The following is a 16,890-nucleotide window of genomic DNA, read 5'->3' on the forward strand; positions in this document are numbered from 1 at the left end:
GTTAGGAGCGACGGGCGTTCAGACAGAGATCAGGTTCCGGCCTTGCCGGGTGCTCGCCCGGGTCCTAGGGTGCGCGGCTCCTACCGGTCGCACCAGGCCTGCACCTCGTAATCGTTGAGCAGCCGGATCAGGGCGATGTTGATGGCCAGCCCGGAGATCGCCTGCGCGATCGCGCCGGTGAACAGCGACACCACCGCCGCGACGAGGTTGAGCGAGCTCAGCGCGATCGCCAGCACCCGGGCCCAGTTGCGGCCCTGCAGGACGAATCCGCCGCTGACCGCCTGCGCGGCCGAGACCATGAACTGGGCGTAGACCAGAACGTAGAGGAACGCCGGCACCGACTGGCCGTGGCCGCTCGAGTCGTTGACGATGGACAGCAACAGGAACGACGCCAGGATGCCGAGCACGCCGAACACGATGAGCAGGACGGCCAGCATGGTGGCCTTGCGCGGGCGGGTGGGCCTGGTGGGTTCGGGGTTGCTCTGGACTCCGGCTTCGTACAACGCGAACGCCCCCTTCTGACACCGGTCTACTGTGGTCGGACCGGTTCCTGCATACGAGTGTGGGCAGCGGGTACGGGCCGGTCCATGCCACACCGGTGCGGCATGGACCGGCACCGGGACGCGTGGGATGCTGCGGGCGTGGACGGTGAGCCGAACGGTCAGGTGACCCTGCCGCGGGCGGTTGACCTGCATCAGCGGATCCGGGCGATCACCACCGGCGTGATCCTGCTGTCCCGCGTCGGGACCCTGGCGATGGTCGGCCTGAGCATCGTGGCGATAGCCCGGGCCGACGGGTACGCGAACCCGCCGCTGGCCACCGCGGCGTACGTGGCCGTGGGCGCGTGGAGCGTCGCCTTCCTCCCGATCGTCGCCCGGCGCGACCCGATCCCCCACCCGGTGCTGACCGTCGACGTCGCGATCACCTCGGCCGCCGCGGCGATCCTGCCCTGGGCACTGACCGACGACGCGTTCGCCACCGTCGCGGTGCCCGACTTCGAGCCGGTGGCCGTGTCGACCGCGGTGTCGGTGGCCCTGGCGACCGCGTCCTGGCGGGCCACCGCCGCCGGCGGCCTGGCCCTGGCCGTGGCGTTCACGGTGGCCCAGCTCGCCTCGCCCGACTACGCCGAGGTGGCCTCGACCGCGAACATCATCGGCTGGCAATTGGTCACCGCCGCCTGCTGCTGCCTGTTCATCCGCCGGCTGCGGGCGGTCGCGGACGCCGTCGACGCCGCCACCGAGCAGGTGATCACCGCCCGGGAGCGGGTCGCCGCCCGGCGCAGTCAGGCCGAGGAGCGGATCCGACACTTCCACGAGCAGTTGCGCCGGCACCGGGCGCTGCACGACGGCCCGCTGCGCCTGCTGACCGCGATCGCCGGCCAGGGTCCGGCCGGTCACCCCGACCCGCGGGTCCGCCGGCAGGCCGCGATCAGCGCCAACGTGCTGCGCGGGGCGACACCGGACACGCCCGACGGCACGCTCACCGAACTCTCCCTCGCCCTGATCGAGGCCGGGAACGACAGCGCCATGGAGGGCCTACGGGTGGAGTACCACTTCGCCAACCTGCCGGACACCCTGCCGTCCGAGGTGCTGCACGCGTTCCGCCACGCGACCGGTGAGGCCCTGGCCAACGTGGCCCGGCACGCCGGGAGCAGCCGGGTGCGGCTGACCGCCCTGAGCGACCGGCAGGCCACGCCGACCGTCACGGTCGCCGTGGTCGACCAGGGTGACGGCTTCGACCCGGACACCACGACGCTCGGCTACGGCATCCGGCACTCGATCACCGCCCGGATGCACGAGGTCGGCGGTACGGCCAGCGTGGACAGCCACCCCGGCCAGGGCACCCGGGTCGACCTGCGGTGGCCGGCGTGATCCGGGTCGCGATCATCGACAACGACAAGCTGGTGCCGGCCGGGCTGCGGGCGCTGCTGGCCGACGCCGGTGACATCCGGCTGGTGCACACCGCCACCACTGTCGCCGGCCACCTCACGGCCGCTCCCGAGGTCGACGTCGTCCTGCTCGACCTGCGCCTCGAGGACGGCACCGACGCCGCCGCCAACGTGGTCGCGTTGCGGGCCGGCGGCGTACGGGTCCTGGTCTTCTCGGTGCACGGGGAGCGTCGCCACGTGCGGGCCACGGTCCACGCCGGCGCCAGCGGCTATCTGGTCAAGGACGACGACGCGGCCAAGCTGGCCGATGCCGTCCGGACCGTCCACGCCGGACAGCCCGCGCTGACCGCCGAGCTGATGAGCATCATCAACGACGACCCGCCCGAGCTGTCCCCACAGGAGGCACGCGCCCTCTACCTCTACGGCACCGGGAGCACCCTGGCCGCCACGGCCCGCCGGATGGGCGTCACGATCCCGACCGTCCGTTCGTACCTGACCCGGATCCGGGCCAAGTGGGCCGCCATCGACCAGCCCGTGGACGACGTCCGCCTGCTGGTCGACGAGTACCGGCAGCACCCCGGCCGGGAGTGACCGGTCGTCAGCCGGCCGTGGGTACCCGCGCCTCGCGCCCGGCGCCCCGGCCGGCCAGCACGGCGGCCACCGCGACCAGCGCGAAGCCGCCGACCCAGAGCAGCTCGAGGCCGCGGACCGAACCGAACGGCCCGTCCAGCAGACGCAGCCAGGTCAGGGTCTCGCGGGTCGGCCCGAAGGAGAAGTGCTCCTCGTGCAGCATCGCGCCGCCGGTCGGTGTGGGCTGGGCGGCGGTCAGGTAGCTGATCAGCGACACGACGAAGCCGGCGGCCGACGGGATCGAGAGAACCAGGCCGGTCACCGCCAGGAGCGCGCTGCTCACCGGGCGCCGGGAGAGCCGGATCCGGTGGGTCAGGGCAACGCCGATCAGCCAGCCGGCGAGCAGGCCGAGCAGGGCGCCGGCGACGGTCAGGGGCAGGTACACGGCGGGCCGCAGCGGCCAGCCGAGGACGGCGACGTAGAGCTCGCCCTGCGCGGGGTCGGAGGCGGACTGCACTTCGAGGTGTACGCCGTCCCTGGTGGCCGTGTAGCCGTAGCCGGTCACGATGCCGCCGAGGTGAACCGGGGTCGCCTGCCAGCCCTCGGCGACCAGCTGCCGGTGGCTGTCCTCGACCGCTCGCTGGACCGCGGCACTGTCCCGCTGCGTCTGCCCCGCGATCGTGTAGTGGCTGATCCGCTGGACCTGGTGCTCGCCGGCCGGCAGGATCCGCTGCACGTCCGGCAGCGCCGGGTAGCCCAGGGTGCCGGCCCAGGAGCCGACGGCCGCGCCCAGAGCGCCGCCGACCAGTAGCGCCACCCCGGCCAGGACCAGGGCGAGCGGGCGACGCACGGGCGGCCGGAACCGCTCGCGCAGGCCGTCGGCGACCAGCCGGAGCTGCTCGCGGCGGCTCGGCCGGCCGCCCGGGGCCATCTCGACCATCGTCGCGATCAGCTCCGGGCCGTAGGTGCGGCGCAGCCGGGCCGGGTAGGCCGACAGCAGATGCCCGTATCCGTCGATGCTGCTCACGCGGCACCTCCGGCGACACCGGGACGCAGGCGCAGCTGCTCGTCGGCGGCGGCGACCCGGCGGCGCAGACGCTCGGCCTGCTCGGCCAGGGCGCCGGCGCCGGCGTCACTGAGCCGGTAGTAGCGGCGCAGCCGGCCGTCGACCGGCTCCTCCCGGTCGACGGCGATCAGGCCCTGCTGGTCGAGGCGGTCGAGGGCCCCGTAGAGGGTGCCGGGCCGCAGTGTCACCTCGCCGTCGGACAGTGCCGTCACGGCTTGGACTATGCCGTAGCCGTGCAGCGGCTGGGCCGCGAGCGCGGTCAGGATCAAGAAGGTTGGTTCCTGCATGCCGACGACAATACCGTCACCGTTATATATCGGCAACCGTAGTATCGGCGATCTTCACAGGTGCGTTCCGCACATCCGCGTACTAAGGTCGGGCCACCAAGATTGCAACGTTGTTTCAAATAAGTCTCAGCAGTTACCGGCCTCGATCAGGCGGGAGCGGACCATGGAGGAACACGGAATCGATCGTCGGCAGGTCCTTCGCGGGCTCGGCCTCGGCGCGGCCGGACTGGCCGCGGGACAGGTGCTCGCCGCCTGCGGCGGAGGCAGCTCGGGCCTGTCGAACAGCAGTGGGAGCGGCTCCAAGCCGCCACTGAACGTCTGGTACCACCAGTACGGCGAGGCCGGCACGCAACAGGCCGTGGAGCGGTACGCCAAGGAGTACGACAAGGCCGCCGTCAAGGTGCAGTGGACCCCCGGCGACTACACGTCCAAGCTGAACTCCGGCCTGCTGTCCACCTCGGGACCCGACGTCTTCGAGAGCACACCCAACATCGACCAGGTCAAGAGCGGCCAGATCGTGGCCCTGGACGACATCATCGCCGACGTCAAGAGCGACTACACCGAGGCCGACCTCAAGTCGTCCACCGTCGACGGCAAGATCTACATGATCAAGATGGTCGACGACATGGGCGTGCTCTACTACCGCAAGAGCGTGCTGGCCAAGGCCGGCATCAAACCGCCGACCACCATCGACGAGCTGATCGCGGCGTCCAAGGCGTTGAACACCAAGGACCAGAAGGGCCTGTTCATCGGCAACGACGCCGGCGTGACCCCGGCCTTCGGCGGCGGTTCGCTGCTCGGGCAGATCCTCTGGTCGGTCGGCACCGACTTCCTCACCCCCGACAACAAGCCCGGCTTCACCACCGCCGACGCCAAGCAGTCGTTCGCCAAGATGCGGGAACTGTTCGAGTCCAAGTCGATCCTGCTCGGCTCCCCGACCGACTGGTGGGACCCGTCGTCGTTCACCCAGGGCCTGGCGGCCATGCAGTGGTGCGGGCTGTGGGCGATGCCCGGCATCCAGAAGGCCGTCGGTGACGACTTCGGCGTCGTGCCCTGGCCGGCCTACAGCGCCACGGTCGGCAAACCGTCGACGTTCGCCGGTGGCTGGGGCGCGATGGTCAGCGCCAAGGCCAAGAACGTGGACGCGGCCAAGGCGTACATCAAATGGCTCTGGATCGAGAACAGCAAGAACCAGGAGGACTTCAACCTCAGCTACGGCTTCCACGTCCCGCCGCGCAAATCCCTCGCGGCCAAGGCGAGCAAGCTGCAGTCCGGGCCGGCCGCCGACGCGCTGAAAATCTTCAACGACTACGCCGTGGCCACCAACACGGCCTGGACGCCGAAGATGAACAGCGCCTACGCCGACGCCGCCACGGCCATCGTCCGCAAGGGAGCCGACATCGACGCCAGCATCGCCACGGCCGAGAAGGCCGTGAACGCCGAACTCCAGCGACTGTTCGGCTGAGGCGTGGCCACCACTGACGTGGCCGCCCCACGGACCCGGAGCACCGGCCGGGTCCGCGGGGTCGCCCCGGCGTTCTGGCTGTTCGTCGGCCCGTTCCTGATCGGCCTGCTGATCTTCGTCTACGTGCCGATCGTCTGGTCGGTGATCCTGAGCTTCTCGCGCGGCCAGAACACGGTTACCCCGGGCGACTGGGTCGGCCTGCGCAACTACATCGACCTGCTCAGGCCCGGACCCTTCCTGGACAGCCTGGTCACCTTCACCGTGTTCGCCGCGTTCATCGTCCCGCTGACCTTCGCCCTGGCCCTGGCGCTGGCCCTGCTGCTCAACCGGATCACGTTCCTGCGTGCCTTCTTCCGCTCGGTGTTCTTCCTGCCCACCGCCTGCTCGTACGTGGTCGCCTCGCTGATCTGGAAACTCTCGATCTTCAACGGGGTACGGTTCGGCCTGGCCAACACCGTCCTGGGCTGGTTCGGCGTGGACAACATCGCCTGGCTGGCCAGCAGCGACCCGCCCTGGTACTGGCTGGTCATCGTCACCGTCCGGCTCTGGCTGCAGCTCGGCTTCTACATGATCCTGTTCATCGCCGGCCTGCAGCGGATACCCAAAGACCTCTACGAGGCGGCCGACGTGGACGGCGCCGGGCGCGGCTGGCAGACCTTCCGCTACATCACGTTCCCGCAGCTGCGGCCGACCTCGATCGCCGTCCTGCTGCTCCTGCTGATCAACGCGTACCAGGCCTTCGACGAGTTCTTCAACCTGCTCGGCAACTCGTCGTTCGCCCGCCCGCCGCTGGTCTACCTCTACTACACCTCACAACAGAACCAGGACTTCGGCCACGGTACGGCCGGCGCCGTCATCCTGGCGCTCCTGATCATGATCGTGACCCTGGCCCAGGGCCGGATCTTCGGCTTCGGGAGGGCTGAATGACCGCCACCACCACCCCACCCCCGGTCACCGCCCGGGCCGAGGAACCGCCACCGCGTCAGGTCCGCCGCCGGACGCCCGCCGAAACCCTCGCCACCTCGGCCCGCTACCTGGCCCTGACCATCGCGGCCGTCCTGTTCCTGATCCCGTTCTACCTGATCGTCCGCAACGCCCTGGCCGCCGACGCGGAGATCACCGCCCCCGGCTGGACACTGTTTCCCAGCACCATCCACTGGGAGAACTTCGGCGAGCTGTTCAGCGACCCGTCGGTCAACCTGCTCACCGCACTGGGCAACTCGGCCCTGGTGGCCGTGACCCAGACCGCCGGCATGCTGCTGCTGTGCTCGATGGCCGGCTACGGACTGGCCCGCATCCCCTACCGCTGGGCCACCCCGATCTTCTACGCCGTGCTGGTCACGCTGATGATCCCGCCGGCCGTGACGTTCATCCCGACGTTCATCGTCGTGTCCCAGCTGCAGTGGGTCGACACCTACCAGGGCATCATCGTGCCGGTCCTGTTCAGCGGGTTCACCACGTTCCTGTTCCGGCAGTACTTCCTCAACTTCCCGAGCAGTCTGGAGGAGGCGGCCCGGCTCGACGGCCTGGGCTGGTTCGGCGCCTTCTGGCGGATCGTGGTACCCAACTCCGGCGCCTTCTTCTCGGCCATCGCGGTGATCACGTTCATCACCAACTGGAACCAGTTCCTGTGGCCGCTGATCGTCGGCCAGGACTCGTCGAAATGGACCGTCCAGGTGGCGCTGAGCACCTTCCTCACCGCCCAGACGATCAACCTGCACGAGCTCTTCCTGGCCGCCGCCGTCTCGATCGCACCCCTGGTCCTGGTCTTCGTCGTGCTCCAGCGCTACCTCGTCCAGGGCGTCGCCGAGACCGGCATCAAGGGCTGAACAACCCGGCGAAGGTCCGGCCGATCGCTTAGCGTGGCAATGGTGCAGCCACGAGCCACGCGACCGATCGGCCGGATCCCGGTCGTCGACGTCGCGCCCCAGGTGGACAACGGGAACCGGCCGGCCAAGTCGGTCGTCGGCGAGGAGTTCCCGGTCACGGCGACCGTGTTCCGGGAAGGGCACGACGCGGTCGGCGCCACGGTCGTCCTGACCGGACCGGACGGAGGCGAGCTGGCCCGGCCGATGGTCAAGGTCAACGCCGGGCTGGACGCCTGGGCCGTCACGGTCGCCGGCGACCGCACCGGGACCTGGTCGTACCGGGTGGAGGGCTGGTCGGATCCGTACGGGACGTGGAACCACGACGCGGTCATCAAGGTCGGCGCGGGCGTCGACGTCGAGCTGATGCTCGAGGAGGGGGCGCGCGTTCTCGAACGGGCGCTGGCCGAGGTGGAGCGTACGCCGGAACAGGGCGCTGTGCTGCGTACCGCGATCAAGGGTCTGCGGGACAGCGCGACCGATCCACAGACCCGGCTCGGCGCGGGGTTGTCCGCGGCCGTCCGCACCGAACTGGCCGAACGGCCGCTGCGCGAGCACGTCACCGCCGGCCCGGAGCTGCCCTGGCTGGTGGAACGCGACCGCGCCCTCTACGGCGCCTGGTACGAGTTCTTCCCGCGCTCCGAGGGCGCCACCCACGACCCGGCCACCGGTAAGTGGACCAGCGGCACGTTCGCCACCGCGGCCGAGCGCCTGCCCGCGGTGGCGGCGATGGGCTTCGACGTCATCTACCTGACCCCGATCCACCCGATCGGACGGATCAACCGCAAGGGACCGAACAACAGCCTGGAATCCGGACCGGACGACCCGGGTTCGCCCTACGGCATCGGCGCGGCCGAGGGTGGCCACGACACGATCCACCCCGATCTGGGTACGTTCGACGACTTCGACGCCTTCGTCGCCCGGGCCCGTGAGCTGGGCCTGGAGGTCGCCTTCGACCTGGCCCTCAACTGCGCGCCCGACCACCCGTGGGTGACGGGGCACCCGGAGTGGTTCACCACCCGGGCCGACGGCACCGTCGCCTACGCCGAGAACCCGCCCAAGAAATACCAGGACATCTACCCGCTCAACTTCGACAACGACCCCGAGGGCCTGTACGCCGAGATCCGGCGCGTCGTGCGGCTGTGGATCGACCACGGCGTGACCATCTTCCGGGTCGACAACCCGCACACCAAGCCACTGGAGTTCTGGGAGCGGCTGCTGGCCGACGTGGCCGCCGAGCATCCCGAGGTGATCTGGCTGGCCGAGGCGTTCACCCGGCCGCCGATGATGCACACCCTGGCCAAGATCGGCTATCAGCAGTCGTACACGTACTACGCGTGGCGGCACGGCAAGACCGAGATCCAGGAGTATCTGACCGAGCTGGCCGGCCCGGCGGCGGCATACATGCGGCCGAACTTCTGGCCCACCACGCACGACATCCTCACGCCGTTCCTGCAGCGCGGCGGCCCGGCGGCGTGGAAGATGAGGGCCGCGCTGGCGGCGACCCTGTCACCCAGCTACGGCATCTACGCCGGGTACGAGCTCATGGAGAACGTGCCCCGGCCCGGCGCCGAGGAGCAGATCGACAACGAGAAATACCAGTACCGGGACCGCCGGTGGGCCGAGCGATCGGGCGGCCCGCTGGCGCCCTACCTGACCCGGCTCAACGAGATCCGCCGCGCCCACCCGGCCCTGCACTGGCTGCGGAACATCCGCTTCCACTTCTCGGACCACGAGAACGTGCTGGTCTTCTCCAAGGCCCGCCGGGTGTACGACCGCGACGACGTGATCGTCGTGGTGGCCAACCTGGACCCGAGCGTGAACGCCGACACCTGGATCCACCTGACCATGCCCGAGCTCGGCCTGGACTGGCACGACGGGTTCGTCGCGCACGACCTGATCACCGGGCAGCACTGGAACTGGTGGGAGCACAACTACGTGCGGGTCGGCCCGGACACCGAGCCGGTCCACATCATCCACGTCACGCCCTACTGACGACAGCGAAGCCCGCGACGGACGGCCCGGCTGTGGTCACGGCGTTGTGCGCCGCGCCGGGCACGTCGCCGGCCACGCCGTCCGGGGCGAGCCGCGCCGCCTCCACCACCCAGTCCGACGGTGCGATCGTGTCGTGCTCGCCGCGCAGGACGAGCGTCGGTGCGGCCACCAGCGGCAGCCGGCGGTCGATGCGGTGGCGGACGCAGTCTCGCAGGGTGAGCACGACCCGGCGCAGCCCGGCGTCGCGGACGTCGGCGGCGATCATCGGTAGTTGTCGCGGGTCCTCGCGCAGCAGGTCACGGGCCCAGCGGGCGATCTGGCCGAAGGCGGTCGGCGCGGCCGGGTCGGCCGTCGGTCCGACCAGCACCAGCGACCGGACCAGCTCGGGGCGGCGCACCGCGAGCTCGACCGCGACCTGGCAGCCGTACGAGTTGCCCAGCAGGTGCACGCCGCCCAGCCCGGCCTGGTCGATCCACGCGGCGACCACCTCGGCGTTCTCCTCGACGGTGAGCACCCGGCCGGGATCCGGGGAGAGGCCGAAGCCGGGCAGGTCGGGCACGTACACCGCACCGGGCAGCGCGGCGGCGGTCGGCATCAGGTAGCGATGCGACACCGCCAGCCCGTGCAGCAGCACCCAGGCCGGGCCCGGGCCGGGCCGTTTCCGCAGGTGCAGCCGCAGTCCGCCGGCGGTGATCAGTTCGCTGGTGAACCCCCGCGCCGGGCGCGGGGCCGCGCCGATCAGCCACCTCTCGGCCCGCGACGTCAGTCTCATGCGACCAGAGCTCGGCGGTCGGCCCGGCGGATGGTGCCGCAGTGGCCGCATTCCAGGTAGTAGGTGCTCGGCTTGACCGGGAACAGCGGGATGAAGAACAGCGAGAACTTCGTCGACCGCCGCACGAGGGACTGAACCGCGTGGACGCCGCACACCTCGCAGACCATGGGGCGGCGCGAGACCACGTTGTCACGGGTACGCAGGCCGAAGATGAGAAACATGCGAGGTGCGTGCCCCACCAGGGTGGCGGCTAACCTTGCATCGGTGAAGAGCATCCCGCGAGCACTTCTGGCCGTCGGACTGGCGCTCACCGTGACGGCGTGCTCGTCCCCCGACTCCCCCACCGCACCCGACACCCCGGCGAGCAGTGCCGGCTCGCCGTCGGCGGGGCCGTCGGCGAGCGGTTCGGCGCTGGCCCCGGCCACCGTCCGGACCCTGGCCGGCACCGACACCGCGCCCTTCGACCAGAGCCGCAGCCTGCAGGCCCCGCCCGGCTGGACGGTGACCGTCTGGGCCCGGGTGCCCGGGGCCCGGCTGCTGGCCTGGACGGCCGACCGTCGGCTGCTCGTCTCCCGCCCCAAGTCGGGCGACGTCGTCGCGCTGACCCCCGGCTCCGGCGATGCCGCACCGACGTCGAGCACCCTGGTCAGCGGCCTGAACCAGCCGCACGGCCTGGCCCTGAGCGGCGGCACCCTCTATGTGGCCGAGAGCGACCAGGTCGACCGCTTCACCTACGCCGGCGGGCGGTTGTCCGGCCGGCAGGTGGTGGTCGACGGCCTGCCCGACGCCAAGAGCCCGGAGCTGGGCGGCCAGTACGCCCACGCGCTAAAGAGCGTGGCCGTCGGCCGGGACGGCGCGCTCTACGTCTCGGTCGGCTCGACCGGCAACATCTCGGCCGAGGACCGCGACGCCGACCCGGAACGCGCCTCGATCCTGCGGGTGCCGCCGGGCGGGAAGCCCGCGGTGTTCGCGCGCGGCGTGCGCAACGGCACCGGCCTGGCCGTCGACCCCGGCGGCGCGGTGTGGACCGCGGTCAACAACCGGGACAACATCGGCTACCCGCACAAGGGCGACGACCAGGGCAAGGTCATGCAGTGGTACGTCAACGACCACCCGCTCGAGCCGCTGGCCCGGCTGACCGCGAGCCGCGACCTGGGCTGGCCGTACTGCAACCCCGACCCCGACCTGCGCCCCGGCGCCAAGAACTCGCCGCTGAGCTACACCGCCCGGCCCTTCGTCCGCGACCTCCAGACCAACCCGGACGGGGCCAAGCTCGACTGCGCCAAGTTGCCCCCGGTCGAGCAGGGCATGGGCGCGCACTCGGCCCCGCTCGGCCTGAGCTTCGCCGTGAACCCGGGCCTGCCCGGCGGGTACGGCCCCGGCGCCCTGGTCGGCGTCCACGGCTCCTGGAACCGCAACCCGCCCCGCCCGCCCGAGGTGTCGTTCTTCGCCTGGCGCGACGGCACCCTCGGCCCCCAGCAGACGCTGCTGACCGGCTTCCAGCTGAAGGACGGCTCGCGCTGGGGCCGGCCGGTGATGGCCGTCCAGGGCCCCGACCAGGCCCTCTACGTCAGCGACGACCTGGCCGGGGCGATCTACCGGGTCACCGCAGCCCGAACGCCCGGGTGATGCGCTGGTCGACGGTGTTGCCGCGGGCGTCGCGGGCGGTGGTGCGGAGCGAGACGAACTCCGCGGCCGGTGGGGCGTTCAGACGGGTACGCCAGCCGCTGTCGCCCCGCCGCAGGGTGGCCGGGTGCCAGGTGGCGCCGTCGTCGTACGAGATCTCGACCCCGACCGCCCGGATCGCCCCGCCGCCGGTGGCGTTGGGCAGCAGCCGGGCCGAGACGGTCAGGCCGGCGTCCCGGGCGGCCCGGCCGGCGACGTCGGTGCCGACCGCGTAGTCGAGCTGGATCAGCGGCGCGACCTCGACCGGTGCCCCGGCGGCGACCGAGGCCGAGGTGAACGTCCACTCCGTCCGCGTGCCGACCGAGTACGGCCCGGCCCACGTGTCCCGTTTGTTCTCCGACACCAGGCGGTACGGGAGACGCTCGTCGGCCAGCGGGCCGGCCACCAGCAGCGGGCTGTACCGGTCGGCCTCGCTGACCAGCCGGTCGCCCTGATAGAGACGGACGTTGTCGTCGGCGGCGACGTTGTCGTAGGTGTCGCCCTCGTGGGCCCCGCCCGAGTCACCCCAGCCCGGGACGTGCGCGAAGAACCAGCCGCCCTCCTGCCGGAACACCGGCGTCGAGTCGTCGTCGGCGATCAGCCGAGGGCGCAACACCGGCCCGAACCAGTTTTCGGTCCGCCTCGACCCGGCCCGATACACCGTGGTCTCGTTGTGCTCGCCCAGCTCCCCCGGGATCTGCACGTCGGTCGTCCAGGGCACTCCGGCGGTGACCCAGTCGGCCCGGTCGGCGATCGCCGGGCTCTCGGCGTAGTCCAGCGACCCGTGTGCGTCGGCGCGGCCCTCGAGCACCCGGGCCGGCCGCCAGTGCCGAAACGACGTGTCGACGCGGGCCAGGTTGCGCGGGGTGGCCCGGTGCACGAGGTCGGCCGGAATCCGATTCCGGTGCTCGCTGACCAGGTCGTAGACGTACTCGGTGGCCGGGTGGGAGGTCAGCGCCAGCCGGACGCGTCGCTCCCGCTGGATCCGGGTGATCAGCCGTTCGCCCTCGTCCTTGGTCAGGGTGGCCACGGTCACCGGCGGCGGGTCGGCCGGTGACCACACCGAACCGCCCCAGGGCGCGAGCCGACCGGCGCCGTCGTTGACCACGACGAGCAGGGCGGCTCCGGCGGCGGCGGCCGTGGCCGCCTGCTCCTCGACGGTGGCGCTGTCGCCGCGGCGGACCACCAGCGCCTTGCCCCGGGCGTCACCGGCGAGCACGGCGTCGACCTGGTTGTGGCCGGACGGCAACGGGGTGTCCGGGCGGGCCACGCGTACGTCGTCGTAGGTCTCACCGGCCGACGCCATGATCAGGGCGGGCTGGGTCAGCCGCCACCGGGCGCCGAGGCTGAAGGTTCCCGCGGTGACCTTGCGGGTCGGCAGGACCCAGACGCTGTCGTATTCCGCGCCCGGGTACCAGGCGTCGACCCACGGTCCGGCGCCGAGGTCACGTTCGATCTGGAAGCGGGACGAGGTCACCACGGCCGGCTGCGGTGTGGCCGCCGCGGCCGGCCGGGCCGTCCGGGCGTCGAACACGACCGTGCGGTCCTGGTCGAGGTCGATCACCGGCACCGGCAGCAGGGCCAGGCCGCGCGACGACGGGCCGTGCGTACCCTCGACGTCGGTGCTCAGCCAGGCCGAGTAGGTGCCCGCGGGCAGGCGCAGGTCGAGGGTCCCGGACGCGTCGAGCCGTTCGGTCCGGGTGATGCCCGGACCGAGCAGGACGAGCTGGCCGCCGGTGGGGCGGCCGCCGCGGTCCTTGGCTTTCAGGGTCAGAAGATGGCGTACGCCTTCCCGTCCGACCCCGAACGACGTCCGGATCGGCCGCCGTCCCGCCGCGCTCGCGGTGACGAACCCGGAGAGCGGGCGGTCGGCCGGCACCCGGTCGAACTCGGTGGTGGCGGTGACCGCGGCCGAACCGTGGGCCGGCACCGTGACCCGGCCGGCCGACAGTGTGACCAGGTCGCCGCCCTCGACCGCCAGATCGAGGGTGACGGCCTGGTCGCCGGTGTTCGTGTAGCGGATCTCCCGCTCGACCGGCCCGTCCGGCGCGGTCGGGTAGGCGGGATAGCCGAAGTTGACCCCGCCGGTGGCGAATACCGTGGCCGCGGCCGCCGCGGCGACGTCCAGCCGCCCGCTGCCGCCGGAGTAGGCGGTCACGTCCGGGGTCGGCTTGGTCGTGCTGACCAGGGCGTCCTTGAGCTGCTGGCCGGTCAGGCCGGGGTGTTCGGCGGCCAGCAGCGCGGCGGCGCCGGCGACGTGTGGTGCGGCCATCGAGGTGCCGCTCATCGTCAGGTAGGGGCCCTCGCCGATCGGGGCGTACTGCGACCGGGCGGCCAGGATGTCGGCGCCCGGTGCGGTCAGGTCGGGCTTGACCGCCCGGTCACCGGCCCGCGGTCCCTGGCTGGAGAACATGGTGAGCAGGTCGTCGGGGCCGACCGCGCCCACGGTCAGGGCGGCGTCGGCCGCGCCGGGGGTGCCCACGGTGTACGCGGACGGTCCGGCGTTGCCGGCCGAGATCACGAACAGGGCGTTGGTCTCGGCGCTGAGCTGGTTGACGGCCACGCTCATCGGGTCGGTGCCGTCGGTCGGATCGGCGCCGAGGCTCAGGTTGACGATGCGGGCGTGCTGTTCGCGGACCGCCCACTCCATCCCGCTGATGATCCAGGACTCCTGACCGAAGCCGTCGTCGGCCAGCACCTTGCCGATGTGCAGCCGCGCTCCCGGCGCGACGCCCTTCTCCCGGCCGTCGGACATCGCGCCGGTGCCGGCGATGGTGGAGGCCACGTGCGTGCCGTGCCCGGCGCCGTCCCGGACCGAGCCGCCGGGCACGAAGGACGCGGTGGCGGCGATCTGGCCGGCGACGTCGGGGTGGGTGGTGTCGATGCCGGTGTCCAGCACCGCGACGTCGACGCCGGTTCCGAGGTCGCCGGTGCGCCACACCTCGGGGGCGCCGATCTGCGCGGTGCTCTCGGCCAGCGTCCCCTTGGCCTTTCCGTCCAGCCAGATCTTGGCGATGCCGCCGGCCACAGCCCGGCGGCCGGTGGTCCCGGCCACCGACGACCAGAACGCTCCGGTGTGGTCGGCGCTCAGCGCGGCCCCCCGGATGCTGTCCAGCGGGCGCACGCCGGTGGCGCCGCGCAGGGTCGTCGCGTTGCGCCGGCCGGCCGCGGCCGAGGTGTAGGTGACGATCAGCGGGAGCCGGTCGCTGTGCGCGTCGTCGTAGCCGTCGGCCAGCAACTCGCTGATGTTGAACAGGTCCTGGTCGAGCAGTCCGGAGGCCACATAGGGCAGGGCGTCGTGCGGGTAGACGTACGTGTCGTCGCCGTCCTGATGCCGCAGGAAGCCGGTCAGCCGCCCCTGGGCGTCGCGCACCTCGGGGTTGCCCAGGCCCGGGGCGGCCGGTGTGACGGTGACCCGGTCACCGGTGACCAGTGTGACAGTGGCCGGCACCGGTGACCGGACGGCGGAGGCGGGAGCGGGGGCCGCGGCCGCGGCGGTGGATGGTGCGACCACGGCCTGGGCGACGAGGATCGCCGCCAGCCCGAGTCCGCGCAGACGGGAGTGGGACAACGACAACCTCGCATACGTCGATCTTCATGGGAGCGTTCCCAGGATGATCAACTTTCGTTTCCGGGACAAGTCCCCGACGTGTCAATGCCGGCGTACCAGGGCCCGCAGAGCGACCTTGGCGAACTTGCCGGTGGCGGTCTTGGGGATCTCGTCCACCACCTCGATCCGGTCCGGGATCCACCACGACGCCACGCGCGCGGCCAGGTGGGCGCGTAGGTCCCGCTCGTCGAGGGACCGGCCGGCCACGGGTACGACGAACGCCAGCGGCCGCTCACCCCAGCGCTCGTCCTCGACCGCGATCACGGCCGCCTCGTGCACCGCCGGATGGGCCATGATCTCGTTCTCCAGCTGCACCGACGAGATCCACTCACCGCCGGACTTCACCATGTCCTTGGTCCGGTCGATGATCTCCAGATTGCCGTAGCGGTCGAGGGCACCCACGTCGCCGGTGCGCAGCCAGCCGTCGGCGGTGAACGAGGACGGTGACGCCTCGGCGCCGTAGTAGCCGGCGGCCACGGTCGGCCCGTACGCCTGCAACTCCCCCGGCGTACCGTCCCGTCCCCGCGGCACGCCCTCCTCGTCGACCACCCTGATCTCGGTCAGCGGCACCGGCGGCCCCGGCTTGCCGAGCACCTCGCGGCGCTGCTCGCCGTCCAGGTCGTCGTGCACGGTGGCCAGCCGCGCGCAGGTGACCACCGGGCTCGTCTCGGTCATGCCCCACGCGTTGGTCAGCGGGATGCCGGCGCCGTCCAGCCAGGCCTGGGACAGGGCGGCGGGCAACGCGCCGCCGCCCGAGACGACCATCCGCAGGCTGCTCAGGTCGGCCGGGCCCAGCAGCGGCACCATCGCCCGCCAGACCGTGGCCACCGCACCGGAGAAGGTGACCCGGTGCCGGGCCATCTGCCCGACCAGCGCCTCCGGGCTCATCGCGGGACCGGGCAGCACCAGGTCCGAGCCGGCCAGCATGGCCGCGTATGGCAGCCCCCAGGCGTTGACGTGGAACATCGGCACGATCGGCATCACCACGTCGCGTTCGCTGATCGCGAAGTTGTCCACACCCAGCAGCAGCACGGCGTGCAGCACGATCGACCGGTGACTGTAGAGCACGCCCTTCGGCGGTCCCGTGGTGCCCGACGTGTAGCAGAGGCTGGCCGCGTCGTTCTCGTCCACGACGGCCGGGCGCGCGGGCTCACGTGCCCCCGCCAGCAGTTCCTCGTAGTCGGCGATCCGCGGGTCGGCCGGCAGCCCGGCCCGGCTGCCGTCGTCCATCACCACCACCCGGCGTACGGTCGGCATCCGATCGACCAGCGGCCACACCCGCGGGATCAGCGAGCGATCGACGAACAGCACGTCGTCGGCCGCGTCCCCGACGATGTGGACGATCTCGTCCGCGAACAGCCGGTGGTTGAGCGTGTGCAGCACCCGGCCGCTGCTGGGCACGGCCAGATAGAGCTCGACGTGCCGCTGCGAGTTCCAGCCGAACGTGCCGACCCGGCCCTGGTCCGGCACCTCCAGCGCGTCGAGCACCGCGGCCAGCCGCCGGGCCCGGCCGGCCACCTCGGCCCAGGTCGCCACCACCTCGCCGGTCTCGGTCGCGGTGACCACGCGCTTGTGCCCGAAGAGCTGCTCCACCCGCCGCATCAGGGTGGCCACGTCCAGCGGCGCCTGCTGCATCAGTCCACGCATGTGTCAGAGCCTCCGATGTGTACATCTGGCCGCTCTGATGAACGTATGTTTCCGCCCGGG

General features: G+C 71.8%; 14 protein-coding genes. 7 read left to right on the forward strand and 7 right to left on the reverse strand.

Features of this window, described 5'->3' with window-relative positions; genetic code table 11:
• Positions 1-80: 80 nt before the first annotated feature.
• Positions 81-503: a hypothetical protein gene (locus tag ACGFIO_RS12525; protein WP_392825654.1), complete on the reverse strand. Its 423-nt coding sequence runs from the start codon at positions 501-503 to the stop codon at positions 81-83.
• A 138-nt stretch (positions 504-641) separates the two neighbouring features.
• On the opposite strand from ACGFIO_RS12525, the gene ACGFIO_RS12530 reads away from it, so the two are divergent.
• Positions 642-1,871, forward strand: a complete 1,230-nt coding sequence (locus ACGFIO_RS12530) for a sensor histidine kinase (RefSeq protein ID WP_392825655.1) — start codon at positions 642-644, stop codon at positions 1,869-1,871.
• Positions 1,868-2,479 carry a response regulator gene (locus ACGFIO_RS12535; RefSeq protein WP_392825658.1) on the forward strand — a complete coding sequence of 204 codons (612 nt, stop codon included), beginning with the start codon at positions 1,868-1,870 and terminating at the stop codon, positions 2,477-2,479. The genes ACGFIO_RS12530 and ACGFIO_RS12535 overlap by 4 nt, the downstream gene beginning before the upstream one ends.
• A gap of 7 nt (positions 2,480-2,486) precedes the next feature.
• Here ACGFIO_RS12535 and ACGFIO_RS12540 read toward each other — a convergent pair whose 3' ends face one another.
• Positions 2,487-3,485 carry a hypothetical protein gene (locus tag ACGFIO_RS12540; RefSeq protein ID WP_392825660.1) on the reverse strand — a complete coding sequence of 333 codons (999 nt, stop codon included), beginning with the start codon at positions 3,483-3,485 and terminating at the stop codon, positions 2,487-2,489.
• A complete protein-coding gene (locus ACGFIO_RS12545; RefSeq protein ID WP_392825663.1) occupies positions 3,482-3,811 on the reverse strand; it encodes a PadR family transcriptional regulator in 330 nt (109 codons plus the stop codon). Before ACGFIO_RS12545 ends, ACGFIO_RS12540 begins: the two co-directional genes overlap by 4 nt.
• Positions 3,812-3,974: 163 nt before the next feature.
• Here ACGFIO_RS12545 and ACGFIO_RS12550 point away from each other — a divergent pair, with 163 nt between their 5' ends.
• Genes ACGFIO_RS12550 through ACGFIO_RS12565 form a run of 4 tightly spaced genes read left to right on the forward strand, consistent with a single transcriptional unit; the run spans position 3,975 to position 9,136 of the window.
• Positions 3,975-5,276, forward strand: coding sequence for an ABC transporter substrate-binding protein (locus ACGFIO_RS12550; protein WP_392825665.1), 1,302 nt, complete (start codon positions 3,975-3,977; stop codon positions 5,274-5,276).
• A 3-nt stretch (positions 5,277-5,279) separates the two neighbouring features.
• On the forward strand, positions 5,280-6,203 hold the full coding sequence (locus ACGFIO_RS12555) for a carbohydrate ABC transporter permease (RefSeq protein ID WP_392825668.1): 924 nt from the start codon (positions 5,280-5,282) through the stop codon (positions 6,201-6,203).
• Positions 6,200-7,105, forward strand: a complete 906-nt coding sequence (locus tag ACGFIO_RS12560; RefSeq protein WP_392825671.1) for a carbohydrate ABC transporter permease — start codon at positions 6,200-6,202, stop codon at positions 7,103-7,105. The genes ACGFIO_RS12555 and ACGFIO_RS12560 overlap by 4 nt, the downstream gene beginning before the upstream one ends.
• A gap of 39 nt (positions 7,106-7,144) precedes the next feature.
• Entirely contained in the window at positions 7,145-9,136 is a 1,992-nt protein-coding gene (locus ACGFIO_RS12565) for an alpha-1,4-glucan--maltose-1-phosphate maltosyltransferase (RefSeq protein ID WP_392825673.1), read from the forward strand.
• Here ACGFIO_RS12565 and ACGFIO_RS12570 read toward each other — a convergent pair.
• Both ACGFIO_RS12570 and ACGFIO_RS12575 read right to left on the reverse strand, forming a co-directional pair.
• Positions 9,123-9,908 (reverse strand): alpha/beta fold hydrolase, encoded by a 786-nt coding sequence (locus ACGFIO_RS12570; protein ID WP_392825675.1) that lies wholly within the window; start codon positions 9,906-9,908, stop codon positions 9,123-9,125. The two genes, ACGFIO_RS12565 and ACGFIO_RS12570, sit on opposite strands and share 14 nt — an antisense overlap.
• Entirely contained in the window at positions 9,905-10,129 is a 225-nt protein-coding gene (locus ACGFIO_RS12575; protein WP_392825677.1) for a zinc-ribbon domain-containing protein, read from the reverse strand. Before ACGFIO_RS12575 ends, ACGFIO_RS12570 begins: the two co-directional genes overlap by 4 nt.
• 43 nt (positions 10,130-10,172) lie before the next feature.
• On the opposite strand from ACGFIO_RS12575, the gene ACGFIO_RS12580 reads away from it, so the two are divergent.
• The gene (locus tag ACGFIO_RS12580) at positions 10,173-11,537 is read left to right on the forward strand and encodes a PQQ-dependent sugar dehydrogenase (protein WP_392825678.1); all 1,365 of its coding nucleotides are present in this window, start codon (positions 10,173-10,175) and stop codon (positions 11,535-11,537) included.
• Here the strand turns inward: ACGFIO_RS12580 and ACGFIO_RS12585 are convergent.
• Positions 11,512-15,144, reverse strand: a complete 3,633-nt coding sequence (locus tag ACGFIO_RS12585; protein ID WP_392825680.1) for a S8 family serine peptidase — start codon at positions 15,142-15,144, stop codon at positions 11,512-11,514. The genes ACGFIO_RS12580 and ACGFIO_RS12585 overlap by 26 nt on opposite strands.
• Positions 15,145-15,225: 81 nt before the next feature.
• Positions 15,226-16,830: a long-chain fatty acid--CoA ligase gene (locus ACGFIO_RS12590; protein WP_392825683.1), complete on the reverse strand. Its 1,605-nt coding sequence runs from the start codon at positions 16,828-16,830 to the stop codon at positions 15,226-15,228.
• Between the last annotated feature and the right edge of the window lie 60 nt (positions 16,831-16,890).

It is taken from the genome of Actinoplanes sp. NPDC049265 (genome assembly GCF_043197135.1).
Taxonomy (GTDB): domain Bacteria; phylum Actinomycetota; class Actinomycetes; order Mycobacteriales; family Micromonosporaceae; genus Actinoplanes.

Excerpts from the sequence above, each read along its gene's own strand:
- ACGFIO_RS12560 (WP_392825671.1), top strand. The coding sequence starts at position 6,200 with ATGACCGCCACCACCACCCCACCCCCGGTCACCGCCCGGGCCGAGGAA.
- ACGFIO_RS12550 (WP_392825665.1), top strand. The coding sequence starts at position 3,975 with ATGGAGGAACACGGAATCGATCGTCGGCAGGTCCTTCGCGGGCTCGGC.
- ACGFIO_RS12575 (WP_392825677.1), bottom strand. The coding sequence starts at position 10,129 with ATGTTTCTCATCTTCGGCCTGCGTACCCGTGACAACGTGGTCTCGCGC.
- ACGFIO_RS12570 (WP_392825675.1), bottom strand. The coding sequence starts at position 9,908 with ATGAGACTGACGTCGCGGGCCGAGAGGTGGCTGATCGGCGCGGCCCCG.
- ACGFIO_RS12545 (WP_392825663.1), bottom strand. The coding sequence starts at position 3,811 with ATGCAGGAACCAACCTTCTTGATCCTGACCGCGCTCGCGGCCCAGCCG.
- ACGFIO_RS12565 (WP_392825673.1), top strand. The coding sequence starts at position 7,145 with ATGGTGCAGCCACGAGCCACGCGACCGATCGGCCGGATCCCGGTCGTC.
- ACGFIO_RS12590 (WP_392825683.1), bottom strand. The coding sequence starts at position 16,830 with ATGCGTGGACTGATGCAGCAGGCGCCGCTGGACGTGGCCACCCTGATG.